General features: G+C 59.5%; 14 protein-coding genes. 12 read left to right on the top strand and 2 right to left on the bottom strand.

What is annotated here, in order from left to right:
* Positions 1 to 9: 9 nt before the first annotated feature.
* The 10 genes from BY454_RS07515 to BY454_RS07470 all read left to right on the top strand — a co-directional run bounded on the left by BY454_RS07515 (position 10) and on the right by BY454_RS07470 (position 11191).
* A complete protein-coding gene (locus tag BY454_RS07515; protein WP_104415875.1) occupies positions 10 to 2112 on the top strand; it encodes a chemotaxis protein CheA in 2103 nt (700 codons plus the stop codon).
* Positions 2113 to 2174: 62 nt separating this feature from the next.
* The gene (locus tag BY454_RS07510) at positions 2175 to 3347 is read left to right on the top strand and encodes a protein-glutamate methylesterase/protein-glutamine glutaminase (RefSeq protein WP_104415874.1); all 1173 of its coding nucleotides are present in this window, start codon (positions 2175 to 2177) and stop codon (positions 3345 to 3347) included.
* The gene (locus BY454_RS07505; protein WP_104415873.1) at positions 3347 to 4087 is read left to right on the top strand and encodes a flagellar motor protein; all 741 of its coding nucleotides are present in this window, start codon (positions 3347 to 3349) and stop codon (positions 4085 to 4087) included. The genes BY454_RS07510 and BY454_RS07505 overlap by 1 nt, the downstream gene beginning before the upstream one ends.
* 26 nt (positions 4088 to 4113) lie before the next feature.
* Entirely contained in the window at positions 4114 to 4902 is a 789-nt protein-coding gene (gene motD, locus BY454_RS07500) for a flagellar motor protein MotD (protein ID WP_104415872.1), read from the top strand.
* 183 nt (positions 4903 to 5085) lie between these two features.
* A complete protein-coding gene (locus tag BY454_RS07495; RefSeq protein WP_104415871.1) occupies positions 5086 to 5883 on the top strand; it encodes a ParA family protein in 798 nt (265 codons plus the stop codon).
* Positions 5876 to 6694 carry a chemotaxis protein CheW gene (locus BY454_RS07490; RefSeq protein ID WP_104415870.1) on the top strand — a complete coding sequence of 273 codons (819 nt, stop codon included), beginning with the start codon at positions 5876 to 5878 and terminating at the stop codon, positions 6692 to 6694. The genes BY454_RS07495 and BY454_RS07490 overlap by 8 nt, the downstream gene beginning before the upstream one ends.
* Positions 6695 to 6824: 130 nt before the next feature.
* Complete coding sequence (locus tag BY454_RS07485) at positions 6825 to 7313, top strand: chemotaxis protein CheW (RefSeq protein WP_104415869.1); 489 nt, start codon at positions 6825 to 6827, stop codon at positions 7311 to 7313.
* 65 nt (positions 7314 to 7378) lie between these two features.
* Complete coding sequence (locus BY454_RS07480; RefSeq protein ID WP_104415868.1) at positions 7379 to 7774, top strand: DUF2802 domain-containing protein; 396 nt, start codon at positions 7379 to 7381, stop codon at positions 7772 to 7774.
* A 37-nt stretch (positions 7775 to 7811) separates the two neighbouring features.
* Positions 7812 to 10091 (top strand): ATPase, T2SS/T4P/T4SS family, encoded by a 2280-nt coding sequence (locus BY454_RS07475; protein ID WP_104415867.1) that lies wholly within the window; start codon positions 7812 to 7814, stop codon positions 10089 to 10091.
* A complete protein-coding gene (locus BY454_RS07470; protein ID WP_104415866.1) occupies positions 10088 to 11191 on the top strand; it encodes an ATP-binding protein in 1104 nt (367 codons plus the stop codon). Before BY454_RS07475 ends, BY454_RS07470 begins: the two co-directional genes overlap by 4 nt.
* Here BY454_RS07470 and BY454_RS07465 read toward each other — a convergent pair.
* Positions 11188 to 11490, bottom strand: a complete 303-nt coding sequence (locus BY454_RS07465) for an EscU/YscU/HrcU family type III secretion system export apparatus switch protein (RefSeq protein WP_104415865.1) — start codon at positions 11488 to 11490, stop codon at positions 11188 to 11190. The two genes, BY454_RS07470 and BY454_RS07465, sit on opposite strands and share 4 nt — an antisense overlap.
* Entirely contained in the window at positions 11487 to 12866 is a 1380-nt protein-coding gene (gene fliK, locus BY454_RS07460) for a flagellar hook-length control protein FliK (protein WP_258075590.1), read from the bottom strand. Before fliK ends, BY454_RS07465 begins: the two co-directional genes overlap by 4 nt.
* Before the next feature lie 130 nt (positions 12867 to 12996).
* Here fliK and ccmA point away from each other — a divergent pair, with 130 nt between their 5' ends.
* Positions 12997 to 13635, top strand: a complete 639-nt coding sequence (ccmA, locus tag BY454_RS07455; protein ID WP_104415864.1) for a cytochrome c biogenesis heme-transporting ATPase CcmA — start codon at positions 12997 to 12999, stop codon at positions 13633 to 13635.
* Complete coding sequence (ccmB, locus tag BY454_RS07450; RefSeq protein WP_104415863.1) at positions 13625 to 14350, top strand: heme exporter protein CcmB; 726 nt, start codon at positions 13625 to 13627, stop codon at positions 14348 to 14350. Before ccmA ends, ccmB begins: the two co-directional genes overlap by 11 nt.
* Positions 14351 to 14389: the final 39 nt, after the last annotated feature.

The following is a 14389-nucleotide window of genomic DNA, read 5'->3' as shown; positions in this document are numbered from 1 at the left end:
GGGTGACGCATGGCGTTAGAAGCGGACGAAGATATCCTCCAGGATTTCCTGGTTGAGGCCGGCGAGATTCTCGAAAATCTGTCAGAACAGCTGGTGGATCTGGAGCAGCATCCGGATGACGCTGATCTGCTCAACGCCATTTTCCGTGGTTTCCACACGGTTAAGGGCGGTGCTGGCTTCCTGCAGCTGGACGCCCTGGTGAACTGCTGTCACGCGGCAGAGAACGTGTTCGACATCTTGCGTAACCATAAGCGTGAAGTGACGTCTGATCTCATGGACGTGGTCCTTGAGGCCCTCGATAACGTCAATGAGATGTTCGACCAGGTCCGCAACCGCGAGGAACCGGATCCGGCTCCGGATGAGCTGATCGAAGCATTGAAGCAGTACGCCCAGCCGGAAAGCGAAGACGCACAACCGGCTCCAGCAGCCAACACGGCCAGCCAATCATCGGGCGCCGGTCAGGAATCCGCCGAGAACGACGGCGATATCACCGACGATGAATTTGAGCAGTTGCTCGATGCGCTCGGTGATGACAAGGGTGGTGACGCCCCTGCCTCTTCTGGGAACAGCCCAGATAGCAGCCAGGATGGGGCGGACGATGAAATCTCTGAAGATGAATTCGAAGCCCTGCTCGACCAGTTGCACGGAGAAGGTAAATTCTCCGGTGCCTCGGCTGCCAAAGACGCCAGCGGCCCAGCGGCACAATCCAGTGATAAGCCCAAGCAGGCCGATGCCTCATCCGGTGACGGCGATGATCTGATCAGCGACGACGAGTTTGAGGATCTGCTCGACCAGTTGCATGGCAAAGGTGCAGGTCCTAGTGCGCAGGATGCGTCTCCGGCGCCGAAGCCGGCTGCTCCGAAAAAGCCCGAGCCCAAGCCGGAACCGAAAAAAGAGGAAAAGAAACCAGCGCCTGCGGCCAAGTCCGGTGGTCGTGAAGCGGCGCCCAAGGGCGACACCACGGTGCGTGTTGATACCAGCCGGCTTGATGACATCATGAACATGGTGGGTGAGCTGGTACTGGTGCGTAACCGCCTGCAGCGCCTGGGTTCCGAGAGCGAAGACAGCGAGATGCACAAGGCCGTGTCCAACCTGGATGTGGTCACCTCGGACCTGCAATCGGCGGTGATGCAGACCCGTATGCAGCCGATCAAGAAAGTTTTTGGCCGTTTCCCTCGGGTGGTGCGGGACCTGTCCCGCAGCCTGAAAAAGGAAGTGGATCTGGTCATGCATGGCGAAGACACCGACCTGGACAAAAACCTGGTCGAAGCCTTGGCTGACCCCCTGGTGCACTTGGTTCGTAATTCCGTGGATCACGGTATCGAAGATCCGGATGTGCGGGAGAAAAACGGCAAGCCGAGAAAAGGCACGGTCACCCTGTCTGCCGAGCAGGAAGGGGACCACATTCTGCTGTCGATTTCCGATGACGGCGCCGGTATGGACCCCGAGGTGCTTCGCCGCAAGGCCGTCGAGAAGGGTGTGTACGATGAAGATGCAGCGTCACGCCTGACCGAGAGTGAATGCTATAACCTGATCCTGGCCGCTGGTTTCTCCACCAAGGACCAGATTTCCGACGTCTCTGGCCGCGGTGTGGGCATGGACGTGGTGAAAACCAAGATCAGCCAGCTCAACGGCCAGATCAACATCGAATCGATCAAGGGCAAGGGCTCCAACATCATCATCAAGGTGCCGTTGACCCTTGCGATTATGCCGACGCTGATGATCATGCTGGGCGATCAGTCCTTTGCCCTGCCGTTGGTGAACGTTGTGGAAATCTTCCACCTGGATCTCACCAAAACCAACATCGTGGACGGCAAGGAATGCATTGTGGTGCGCGAGAAGGTCTTCCCTCTGTTTCACGTCAAGCGCTGGCTGGTGCCGGCCTCGGCCGGAGAAGAGCCGCCCAGGGACGCCCACGTGGTGATTGTGGCCATGGGCACTAGGCAGGTTGGCTTTGTGGTGGACCAGTTGATCGGTCAGGAAGAGGTGGTGATCAAGCCATTGGGTCGTGCCTTGCAGGGCACGCCGGGCATGGCCGGCGCCACCATCACCGGCGATGGCCGCATTGCACTGATTATTGACGTGCCCAGCCTGTTGCATCACTACGGCTGAGCGGTACACGATTACGGCTGATTTCAATCGGGCAGAAGTCCGGGATTGTTTAGGAGAAATGGATGACAGTTTCTGTCCTGGTCGTTGACGATTCAGGTTTCTTCCGCAAGCGACTGGCGGAAATCCTTACGGCTTCGGGTCAGATCAAGGTGGTGGGCACTGCCTCGAACGGACGCGAAGGTGTGGAGCTGGCCGAAAAGCTTCGCCCCGATGTGATTACCATGGATTACGAGATGCCGGTAATGGATGGCATCTCGGCGGTTCGGGAAATCATGAAAAAATGCCCGACCCCGGTTCTGATGTTTTCCTCGCTGACCTACGAAGGCGCCCGGGTAACCCTGGATGCCCTCGAGGCTGGCGCCGTGGATTTCCTGCCCAAGAACTTTGAGGAAATCGCCCGCGATAGCAGTCAGCTTCAGAAAATCCTGATCCAGCGGGTGATGGACGTCTCCGGCAGTCGGCCGGGCGCCAGAACCGCGCCTGCGCGAAGCAGCGCGGCTCCGGCTTCTTCGCCCGCCCGCCCGGAAGCGCGGCGGCCCGCTGCTCCCTCTCGCCCGGCACGACCGGCGGCTGCCCGGCCAATGTCACCGACCAGGGAAACAGCCCGTCCGGAGACTCCAGAGCCGGAAGCGCCGCGTCGATCCGGGCCGAAAACACCGACCAAGCATTATCAGGTGGTCGCCATTGGTACCTCCACGGGCGGCCCGGTTGCGCTGCAGAAAGTGCTGACTGAGCTGCCGGCGTCGTTCCCGGCGCCCATTGTGCTTGTTCAGCACATGCCAGCCAGTTTTACCCCCGCCTTTGCCGAAAGGCTGAACCGGTTGTGCCGGATTGAGGTGCGCCAAGCCGAAGACGGTGACGTGCTGCGTCCGGGGCTGGCGCTGCTCGCGCCCGGTGGCAAGCAGATGATGGTTGAAAATCGCGGTGGTCAGGCTCGTGTTCGCATCCTGGCCAGCGATGAACGGCTTAATTACAAGCCTTGTGTGGATGTGACCTTCGGCTCACTGGCGCGCAGTTTCCCCGGCAAGACGCTGGGTGTGATCCTGACCGGCATGGGGGCAGACGGTAAAGACGGCTGTCGCCTGATGAAACAGACCGGTTCGGTGATCTGGTCCCAGGATGAGAAAACGTCAGTGATTTACGGCATGCCCATGGCGGTCGCCAAGGCAGGGCTCAGTGACGAAATTCTGCCACTTCAGGATGTCGGCCCACGGCTGGTTGAAGGCGTGAGTTGATGGATATTCTCAGCCTGCTTGGGATTGTCCTGGCGTTTGTCGCTATTTTGGGCGGCAATGTGCTGGAAGGGGGCGCGCTAAGCTCCCTGTTTAACGGTCCGGCAGGGCTGATCGTGGTGGGTGGTACCCTGGCGGCCACCATTCTGCAAACCTCCTGGCCTGTACTCAAGCGTGCCTCGGCACAGGTGCGCTGGGTTCTGGTTCCGCCCTATATTTCCATGGAAGACGGCATCGGCAAGGTCATCGACTGGAGCGTGAAGGCCCGCAAGCAGGGGCTGCTTGGTCTTGAGGGCATGTCCGAGAAAGAACCGGAGCAATTTGCCCGTAAAGGTCTTCAACTACTGGTGGACGGTGCCGAGCCAGAGGCGATTCGCAGTATCCTCGAAGTGGATCTCGAATCCCGGGAAGAGCGCGATCTGGAATCTGCCCGTGTGTATGAAGCCATGGGCGGTTATTCGCCAACCATCGGTATCATTGGTGCGGTGATGGGTCTGATCCAGGTGATGACCAACCTGGAAGACCCTGAATCCCTGGGCAGTGGCATCGCCACAGCCTTTGTCGCCACCATCTATGGCGTGGCTCTCGCCAACCTCCTGTTCTTCCCCGTGGCCAACAAACTACGGGGTATCATCCGGGATCGCACCCGTTATGAAGACATGATGATCGATGGCATCATCGCCATTGCCGAGGGCGAAAACCCGAAATCCATTGAGCTGAGGCTGCGGGGCTTCCTGCAATAAACGGCCTGGGGACGGGATAGCAGCCTATGCGTCGACGCCGACAGTCACAGGATGATCTCCATAATAAAGAACGTTGGCTGATTTCCTACGCGGATTTCATCACACTTCTGTTCGCTTTTTTCGTGGTCATGTACTCGGTTTCCTCGGTGAATGAAGGCAAGTACAAAGTCTTGTCTGATACGTTCACCGGTGTTTTCAATACTCCCCAGCGTTCCATGCAGCCGATCCCCGTGGGTGATAATCAGGTCCAGCCAGCGCCACCGGAGACAACGGCTCCCGAAACCGATTCCGACAAAGCCACAGACGATGTTCAGATGCCGGAGCTGGATTCGCCCGACCGGGCGCAGGTGCTGCAAACCATGGCCAACCAGCTTGAGTTGGAATTTGACGAACTGATCAACCAGGGTGTGGTTTCTCTGGAAACCAGTGACGAATGGCTGGAGCTGAACCTGCCCAACAGCCTGCTGTTCAGCAGTGGCGATGCCGAGCCCCATTACGACGCTTTTGGGGTGATCGAAAAAATTGCCGGTGTGCTGAGGAACCACGACAATGCCGTGAAAATAGAAGGCTTCACGGACAACCAGCCCATTCGTACCGGCCGGTACCCGTCGAACTGGGAGCTGTCTGCCGCCCGGGCCGCGACGGTGGTTCGAATGCTTGCGATGGAAGGCATCGAGCCCGAGCGGATGGCGGCAGTGGGGTACGGCCCGTATCAGCCGGTCGCCCGGAATGACACCGAGGAAGGGCGTCGTCGTAACCGGCGTGTGGTATTGCTGATTTCCAAGGGAGCCAGTATTCGTGGTGCCATGCGCTAATATCAGTGCGTGGTAAACCTGAAATTGGCACACTTCCTGTATTACTTCTTTTCCAACTTTATTGAATCGGCAAGGAATTGCCACTGAGTGGTGGTCCGGGCTTTCAAGTTACGCCCTGTCCTGCCGTTAAGAAGTATGCGTTGGCACGTTGTGCCGCGTTGATCTGTAGCTGGAGTATCAAGAGTGCGAATCTGGGCCGTAGCGAATCAAAAAGGTGGTGTTGGTAAGACAACGTCCGTGGTGGCGCTTGCGGGGCTGTTGGCCCAGCAAGGCAAGCGGGTGCTGGTGGCCGACCTGGACCCGCATGGCTCATTGACCAGTTGGTTCGGTTATGACCCCGATACCATCGCTCACAGTGTGTTTGATCTGTTCCAGCACGAAGGCAAGGTGCCGGAGGGGCTGCCTGCGCAGTTGATTACCGAGACCAGTTGCCCTGGCCTGTCACTGCTGCCGGCAAGCACCGCCCTGGCGACCCTGGAGCGGAAAATGGTGGGCGTGGGAGGCATGGGGTTGATCATTTCCCGGGCCCTGGCACAGCTGTGGGACGATTTTGATTATGTGATCCTCGATAACACGCCATCGCTGGGGGTGTTGATGGTCAACGCCCTGGCGGCGGCCCAGCATCTGGTGATTCCGGTGCAGACGGAGTTTCTGGCCATCAAGGGCCTGGAGCGCATGCTGCATACCCTGCAGATGATCATGCGCTCCCAGAAGAACCAGTTGTCCTATACCATCGTACCAACGCTGTATGACCGCCGGACCCAGGCATCCGTAAAGAGCCTGAATCTGTTGCGCAAGACCTACACCGACAGCTTGTGGCGGTTTGCGATTCCGGTGGATACCAAATTCCGGGATGCCAGCCAGCAGGGAATGATTCCCTCTATGCTGGATCCCAATACCCATGGCGTGAGAGCCTACAGTCATTTGCTTGACGATCTCCTGAAGTGGACGGAGAAGCTCAAGGAGCCGCAGGATGGCTGACAAAAAAATGACGCAGTTGGCGGAGCCGGAAGCGGCGATAGCCAGCTATCTGGACGACCTGCTGCACACCGCGACCAGCACGGCTCTGGAAGAGGAGCAGGCGAAGCCGGAACCAAAACCCGAGCCGAAGCCTGAGCCAGAACCGGAGCGGCCGGCTCGCAGGCTTCGGACCGTCCCACGTCCAAGGCCTGCACCAGTGGAGCAGAAAGCCGAGCCCGAGCCGGCGATCAAGACAGAAACAGCCAGGCCCGCGAAAGTAGAACCGGAAGTTGAGGCTCCGCCAGCCGAGCCTGAGCAGGAGCTGCAGGCGCAACCGGTTCCCGTCGAAACGGAGGACCGGCCCGACTGGTCGGAGGAACCGTTTGAGTGTTTGATTTTTACCGTCGCCGGGCTCAAGTTAGCGGTGCCGCTGGTGTTGCTGGGCGCAATTCACCGCCTGGAACGGGACGATGAAATCCGTCCGATTCCTGGCAGCCCGCGCTGGTACATGGGCATTCGTCCGGACCGCGAACAGAACCTGCGGGTTGTGGACAGTGCGGAGTGGATCATGGCGGGGCGGGTGCCAGATAATACCCGCGAAAATTACCGCTTCGTGATTCGCCTGGACGACAGTGAGTGGGGGCTGGCCTGTGATGACGTTGCCCAGTCCTTTACCTTGCGGCCTGACGAAGTGCGCTGGCGCACCGGGCGCAGCAAGCGGCCCTGGCTGGCCGGCACGGTGGTGGACCACATGTGTGCGCTGATTGACGTGCGTGCGATGGCCCAGTTGCTGGTGCGTGCGGAACGTGAACACCATCTCGACCTGAGTTGAACAGGTCAGTTACTGAATGAAACCGTGCAATGCTGGCACGGTTTGTGCCCTTAATTATAGTATTGGGCACTGATGATGAATTTTTGACGATCAGGTTGCCCGCCGGGCAGCCGAGTAAGGAGAGAGCGTTATGGCATCCCCGAGCGGACAGCAAAATCAGGCCCAGGATGATCAGGTACTGCAGTACGTGACCTTCCGGCTGGATGAAGAGACTTATGGCATTGATGTCATGCAGATCCAGGAGGTACTGCGGTACACCGAGATCGCCCCGGTACCCGGCGCACCGGATTACGTGCTGGGCATCATTAACCTGCGGGGCAACGTGGTCACCGTGATCGATACCCGGCGCCGTTTCGGGCTGGCCGACGCGGAAATCACCGACGCCTCCCGCATCGTGGTGATGGAATCGTCCAGTCAGGTGATGGGTATTCTGGTGGATTCCGTGGCCGAGGTGGTTTACCTCAAGGCCAGCGAGATTGAAACGGCCCCGAATGTCGGCAACGAAGAAAGCGCCAAATTCATTCAGGGTGTGTGCAACAAGAACGGCGAGCTGATTATTCTCGTCGAATTCGACAAGATGCTGTCAGATCAGGAGTGGGCTGAAATCGCATCGCTGTAAAGCAGGACTTTGCAGCGCTTACGATGGACGTCCACGCCGGTCACTAACCAACGGAGACGTCCATTATGAGCATTGCTGCCATTCCTTCCTGGCTCCCATGGAGCCTTACCGCTGTCGCTCTGGGTCTGGTGCTGCTGCAGGGCATTGTCAACGGCCGCCGGATCCGGGCCTTGCAGGCGAATGTCAAAGATCGTTGCGACACGCTTGGGCGTGAATTGCATGCCACCACCAGTGGCAGCATGGGCGTGGGTCAGCGTTTGGTGGCCTGTGAGCGTCAGTTGTTCGAACTGCGCAATGCCCTGGACGAAATGCGCCAGAACGATCCCCTCCGGATTTCCTATGACGAAGCAGCGCGCCTGGTTGATCTTGGTGCCGATATCGACGATCTTATGGACACGTGCGGAATTTCCCGCCCCGAGGCCGAACTGGTTTCAGCACTGAAGAAACGTCAGGCGGCCTGATTCCCCTAAGCCTATCCGGCTTTAAGGACGCTGCTGAATGAAACCGATTTATCCGAGGGCCGAAGCAGCCCTCAACAGTGTCTTCCGTCATGACTTCGTGGCCGGCGCCGACCTGGCACCTTCCATTACCGGCCACTCCATTCCCCGCCAGGAAACCGTCCACCATCTGCTGGGCCTGATGCCCGAGATTGAGCCCGACCAGGTGGTGATGCACGTGGGCGGCGGCTCCGGCTACCTGACTGCCGTACTGTCACAGTTGGCTCACCGTGTGATTTACGTGGACCGTAACCCCGTGCTTGCCGATACGGCTCGTGAACGCTTCTTCAGGCGCGGGTTGCATAATATCGACGTAATCCAGGCCTCGGCCGATAAAGGGGTGAGCACGGACGAACCCTGCGATTGGGTGCTGTGCACCACCTTTCTGCCCAATGTGAAAGTCCTGACCGCCAACCTGCGGGAAGGTGGCCACCTGGTCTGCCTGGAGGGGCGGGCAGGGCCGGTACCCAGCGTTGCAATGTACCGGCGGGACGGTGACAAGCTGGAGCGTTGCCGGACTCTGGGCTGGGTGGACTTTAATCGCAATTCGGAACAGATCCTGATTGACCTGGGTCTGGTCAACGACAGTGAGCTGGACAAGGCCCGCGCTGAGGCCTCCAGCCGCAATGAGCGTGTTCTGGATGTGCTTCGGCGCTCGCTAAATCTCGAGGAAATCGATCTCTACCGGTCCCTGGCTGAGCAGCGGGGCCTGGTTTTTGCTGAAGCCGATGATGTTCTCAATCACCTCAATTCCGATCTCTTCAGGCGTTTTTCCCGAACGTTTCTCGACCTTTCACGGACGATTCCCGTGGCGGAAGAAGATGGCTCGATGACGGTCGTTACCGACGATCCCGATGTCCGCACAGATCAACTGGAAAGGCTCACTCCCAAGCACCGGATTGTCTGCCTGCTGGTAACGCCGACCGATTTTCGCAGGATCTGGTCGGCCCTGGACCTGACGGTGAAAGGGAGCCGTTTCGTTGCCGAGCAGAATGCCGGCCTCCAGCCTTCTCCGGACAAAGGCGAAAACGGCAAAGATCTTTTGGGTAAGGAGATCAACAAGCATATCAGCCCCTACCTGGTTTCGGTTTACGAGGCGATCCTGCTGGATGCCGTTAGCGAGAAGGCCAGTGACATCCACATTGAACAGTATGAGGATCGGGTACGCATCCGCCTGCGGGTGGACGGCGACCTTCACGAGTTGCCGCAATACCAGCTGTCGGCCCGGGAAATCCGTGGCGTGATCAACGTCATCAAATTGCGCGCGGAGTTGAACATTGCCGAGCACCGGCTGCCCCAGGGTGGTCGTTCCCGATTGCAGCTGGGCGATGCCACTTACGATCTGCGCATCCAGACTCAGCCTTCTCTCCATGGTGAGAACGCCATTATCCGCCTGTTGCCCCAGACCGGTCGGGCCATGACCATTGCCGAACTGGGCATGTCTCCGGTGGTCGGTGTCCGTTACCAGCGGCTGCTGGATAACCCGGCGGGACTGGTGCTGGTGGTAGGGCCAACCGGTTCCGGCAAATCCACCACGCTTTACGCCGGGCTTCAGACCCTGGCGGACGATGGTCGCCGAAAAGTGATTACTGTGGAAGATCCCATTGAGTATTCCATCGACAATATCCAGCAGACCCGAGTGCGCTCGGAGATCGGCTTCAGCTTCGCCGACGCCATGCGGGCGTTTGTGCGGGAAGACCCTGACGTGATCCTGATCGGGGAGATTCGTGACCAGGAGACCGCCCTGGAAGCCATTCGCGCCTCGCAGACCGGCCACGTGGTGCTCTCAACGCTGCACTGTAACGATGCGGTTGATTCCCTGCAGCGTCTCTATGATCTGGGCATTCACCCGAATTCCATCGCCGGCGAACTGCTGGCGGTGATTGCCCAGCGTCTCGCCAAGCGCATCTGCACGCACTGCCGCAAGCCGGCCAAGCCCGATCCGGTCATCCTGTCGGAAGTGTTCCCGGACGGGCCCCCGGTGGGCTTTACCTGTTATGAGGGCGAGGGCTGCGATAAATGCAATGGTCGAGGCACGCAGGGGCGGATTGCCATTGTGGAATACATGGAGGTAGACACGGATATTCGTAACACCATTTCCAGCCAGCCCCCCATCGGTGAACTTCGCTGGCGGGCGCTGGATGCCGGGCTGGTGACCATGCGTGACAGCGCCCTGGACCACGTGATTGAAGGCATTATCCCCTTATCGGAACTGCCGCGCATTCTGCCCCGGGAACGCATGGCGCCGGAAATACGCGGTGGCCGGAGGAGTAACCCATGAAACGCGAAGACAAGCCGGCGAATGGGGTGCAGCGCCAGCCCGCCGAAGTGGTGTATCGGGACGAGCTCGACCGGCTGGTGGCTCAGGATTCCGGGCCGGTGCCGCCGGGCTGGCAGATGTCGCCCCGCTCGGTCGAGAAGTTTCTCTGCGGCGACGAGAAGCTGGGCATTGAGCGCAAATTTGTGGCGGATCGGGCCTTGATTACCCGAATCGTCATCTCCCTGTGTACCAACCGGGGCTGCTTGTTGGTTGGCCCGCCGGGAACCGCCAAGTCCTGGCTCTCGGAACTGCTGGCGGCTGCGGTTTCCGCCAATTCCACCCTGACCCTGCAGGGCGGAGCCATTAGCCAGGTCAGCCAGATGCTGTACAGCTGGAATGAGGCATTGCTGCGCGCCGAAGGACCAACCCGTCGGGCGCTGATCCCCACGCCATTGTTGCGGGGCATGATGGAAGGGCGTCTGGTGCGTTTTGAGGAAATAGCCCGTTGTCCCCAGGCCTTGCAGGACGCCATGCTGTCTGTGCTGTCGGACCGCGTGGTGGTTATTCCGGAGCTTGGCGGCGATGACGGTGTCATCCTGGCCCGTGAAGGCTTCAATCTAGTTGCCACCTCCAACAGCGTGGATACCGGTGTCCACACCATGAGTGCCGCGCTCAAACGCCGGATGGATTTTGAGGAAATTCGGCCAATTCGTAATCTGGCGGATGAGGTTGAAGTGGTTCACCGCGAGGTGGCTAAAGCCAACCGGCAGGCTGGTGTTGAGGTGGCGCTGGAAGAGCCGGTGGTGGAAGTGTTGGTGACCATGTTTCACGAACTTCGCAACGGCCAGACCCTGGATGGGCGAAGCACTGATCGTCTGGCGGGCTCGGCCCTGTCCACCGCGGAGGCGGTGTCGGTGGCCCATGCCGCCAGCCTCAATGCCTGGTATTACGGCGATGGCATCATGACGGTCGAACACCTGATGCATCACCTGATTGGTTCGGCGTTAAAGGATGAGCCGGAAGACCGGCGGCGCCTGAAGCATTATTTTGAGACCGCCGTGGCACCGCGCAAATCAGCCCACTGGCAGCAGGCCTGGGCACTACGCTCACTGATTCATTAGTCAGTAGAGTCGGCGGGGGCGGCATCTTCGGGGGTGCGCCCACGAATATGGAATGCAAAGGCGAGAATTTCTGCAATTACCCGGTACAGCTCTTCGGGAATTTCGTCATTCAGTGACAATCGGGCGAGGATGCCGGCCAGTTCGGCGTTCTCGTACAGAGGCACTTCGTGTTCCCGGGCGATGCGAATGATCTCTTCGGCCAACTCCCAGGTGCCCGTGGCGGAAATGATGGGCGCCCGCTCGCCGTCGTATTTCAGGGCGACTGCTGCCGGGGTGTGATCGGTGTCTTGTCTGCTCATGCCTTGGTATCCACCAGTCGGTGTTCCAGCCGGGTTTGTGTCTGCTGTGGACAGCCGCGCCGGCAATCGAGTTCCCCCACCTCCAGACCCAGATCAGTCAGGCTCTTGCGCAATAATGGCAGTTCCTGGTGAACCTGCCTCAGGGTTGACTGCTTCTCGGCCCAGACCTGCGCGCTGACCGACGGCGGGCGGAAGCTGACATCGAAATGCAGGGGGCCGGCTTCGTCCATGTCCATCGATAGCGTCAGTCGCCATTCACTGATGCTGGTGCGCTGTTGTGGCTTATCGTTGTCTTCCCGGGAATGCTCATATTGCTCCAGTCGCAGCTGCGCGATTTTGGGTTCCTGCTGGGGATTGAGCCAGGGCAGGTCAATGAGCTGCGTATTTACCGGTGTGCCCGGATCAGCACCAGCGCGGGCGGTCAGGGTTTGGCTATGCAGCTGATTGACGGTGATGCGGTTGAGCATGCCTGCCAACAGTCGCAGCATCTGTCCGGTACTGGTTGGCTCGCTGGATGTTTGCGCCGAAGGCGTCGTGGTTTGCGGGAACTGTAGCGGCGCCTGCAGGAATTCCCGGCTGGCTGTGGGAGTTAGTCGGTTAAAGTGCTCCGCGCCCTGGTTCTGGCTCGCCAACAGGGAGGCCACGGCCCGGGTCAGCGCCAGTTTTAGGTCGTTGGGCGCCGGCGACGATGGGTTGCTTTGCAGCAGCCTGGATTCGGCAAAAGCGCCGCTTTCCGATAACCACTGTTTCACCTGACTGGCGACATTCTGCTGGCTGCCAGAACCAGGGGGCAGTTTGTTGGCCTGGGGGAGCTGGGAAAGCACGCCTTCCAGCGCTTGACGGGCCGCAACCGGCAAGGGTTGTGCCGGGGTGGTGCTGGGCAGTTGCCCGGGCTGCGGCTGTGGTTTGATCCCGACTTCCATGGCTTTCACCAGCTGCGCCAGTCCGCTCTGCAGATTCTGTTGCCAGGGCAGGCGTTGGGCGAGGGCACGGGCAATGGTGGACTCCTGGCTCGCCGCCAGCTTGCCCATCAGCTGCAGTTCATTATTGGCGCGCATGACTTTGACCAGATCGCCCACCGATAAGTCAGGAGGCCGGTTGCCCGTGTTCACTGCCAGTGAGCGTCCTTTCAGCTCCAGGATCAGCTCATGACCGCCACCTTTCTGTTGCAGTACCTCGGCGACGCGTGCCAATGCGGTTTCCCGGTTGGCCATTTGCAGTTGGGCCAGTTGCTGGCGGGCGGTCAGGGACGGATCGATGCGCACACTGGCATCGGTGCCAGCGGTGAGTGGGCCCGTGGGGCGCGTCGTCGCGGTCTGCCGGGTTGTCAGTTCCGGTATCTGGGTGTTCGGGGGTTGTCCACCGTTCAGTTTCATATGGCCGATTTGATGTGAGGCACGAGTAATCCTGCCATGCTTTCGTTATAATGCGCCGCACCGGCAAAGAATGCCTTTTCCATGCACCTGATGCCTGCTGTGCATCCCTCGCTCTGAAAACGGGGCCCAGATGTCCGAGCCGTTACTACAGGCTATCAATCTTGAATGCGAACGTGACGAACGTTTGCTTTTCCAAAACCTGTCTTTCTCCATACTGCCCGGTACGGTGACCCGTGTCGAGGGGCCTAACGGTACTGGTAAAACCACCTTGTTGAGAATCCTGGCGGGGCTGAATGATGCCTGGTCCGGTGATTTGTTGTGGTGTGGAGAGCCGCGCTCGCGCCAGCGGGAATCTTTCCTGCGCAACACCCTGTACCTGGGGCATCGTCCGGGTATCAAACCGTTGCTGACGCCGATGGAAAATCTGCGGGCCTTAATGGCGGGTCGACGCCCGGTGAGCGACAAACTGTTATCCCAGGCACTGGCCGGGACAGGGCTGGCCGGCTTTGAACGTGTGCCCTGCCGTAATCTGTCTGCCGGCCAGCAGCGACGTGTGGCATTGGCCCGGTTACTGATTGCCGACGAGCCCCTGTGGCTGCTGGATGAGGTTTTTACCGCCATTGATGCCAGTGGTGTTCAGGCCATCGAAGCCTTGCTGCAGCAACGGGCGGCCGAAGGTGGGGCGGTCCTGGTGACAACCCACCACGATTTGCAGTTGCCGGGGATGAATCGGATCACGCTGGGACAGGGGCAGAACCATGAATGCTAAGGTGGATGCTGTTCTGAAGCCGGTGGAAACCGGGGTGGGTCCCGTGCAGGCCATGATCGCCGTGTTCAGCCGGGATGTGCGCGTTGCCTTCCGTCAGCGCCAGGATCTGCTCAACCCCCTGCTGTTCTTTGTCATGGTGGTAACCCTATTCCCCTTGGGGGTTAGCCCGGAAGTGGAATTTCTCAGGCAGTCGGGCGCCGGCATACTGTGGGTGGCCGCGCTCTTGTCCGTATTGCTGTCCCTGGATCACCTGTTCCGGCACGATTTTGATGATGGCACCCTGGAACAACTGGTGCTCCAGCCTCAGCCACTTTTCCTGCTGGTGCTGGCGAAAACGTTGGCGCACTGGATGCTGACAGGTCTGCCATTGGTGCTGCTGACGCCGATACTGGGCATAATGGTGCACCTGGAAGGGAACTCTATTGCCATCCTGTGTCTAACGCTGCTGATTGGCACACCGGTTCTCAGTCTGATCGGCGCCATTGGGGCGGCATTGACGCTGGGATTGCGGTCGGCGGGTGTGCTCTTGTCACTGCTGATCATTCCGCTGTACATTCCTGTGCTTATTTTTGGCACGGGAACGGTGGCAGCGGCGTCAGAAGGCGCCCCGGTGGCCGGCTATCTGGCTTTGATGGGGGCGTTTCTGGTGCTGGCACTGACTCTGGCTCCGTTTGCATCGGCGGCGGCGTTGCGGATCAGTATGTCCAACAGCTGACCGGTCTGTGAGGCTGGCAACAATGAACAGTAAAACAGT

The sequence above is a fragment of the Marinobacter persicus genome, from assembly GCF_002934325.1.
Lineage (GTDB): Bacteria > Pseudomonadota > Gammaproteobacteria > Pseudomonadales > Oleiphilaceae > Marinobacter > Marinobacter persicus_A.
This window is presented reverse-complemented; position numbering and strand designations above follow the sequence as displayed.

Coding starts and splice junctions, on each gene's coding strand:
- fliK (WP_258075590.1), bottom strand. CDS start 12,866: ATGAAACTGAACGGTGGACAACCCCCGAACACCCAGATACCGGAACTG.
- BY454_RS07505 (WP_104415873.1), top strand. CDS start 3,347: ATGGATATTCTCAGCCTGCTTGGGATTGTCCTGGCGTTTGTCGCTATT.
- ccmB (WP_104415863.1), top strand. CDS start 13,625: ATGAATGCTAAGGTGGATGCTGTTCTGAAGCCGGTGGAAACCGGGGTG.
- BY454_RS07490 (WP_104415870.1), top strand. CDS start 5,876: ATGGCTGACAAAAAAATGACGCAGTTGGCGGAGCCGGAAGCGGCGATA.
- BY454_RS07510 (WP_104415874.1), top strand. CDS start 2,175: ATGACAGTTTCTGTCCTGGTCGTTGACGATTCAGGTTTCTTCCGCAAG.
- BY454_RS07485 (WP_104415869.1), top strand. CDS start 6,825: ATGGCATCCCCGAGCGGACAGCAAAATCAGGCCCAGGATGATCAGGTA.
- BY454_RS07465 (WP_104415865.1), bottom strand. CDS start 11,490: ATGAGCAGACAAGACACCGATCACACCCCGGCAGCAGTCGCCCTGAAA.
- BY454_RS07515 (WP_104415875.1), top strand. CDS start 10: ATGGCGTTAGAAGCGGACGAAGATATCCTCCAGGATTTCCTGGTTGAG.
- motD (WP_104415872.1), top strand. CDS start 4,114: ATGCGTCGACGCCGACAGTCACAGGATGATCTCCATAATAAAGAACGT.
- ccmA (WP_104415864.1), top strand. CDS start 12,997: ATGTCCGAGCCGTTACTACAGGCTATCAATCTTGAATGCGAACGTGAC.
- BY454_RS07475 (WP_104415867.1), top strand. CDS start 7,812: ATGAAACCGATTTATCCGAGGGCCGAAGCAGCCCTCAACAGTGTCTTC.
- BY454_RS07470 (WP_104415866.1), top strand. CDS start 10,088: ATGAAACGCGAAGACAAGCCGGCGAATGGGGTGCAGCGCCAGCCCGCC.
- BY454_RS07480 (WP_104415868.1), top strand. CDS start 7,379: ATGAGCATTGCTGCCATTCCTTCCTGGCTCCCATGGAGCCTTACCGCT.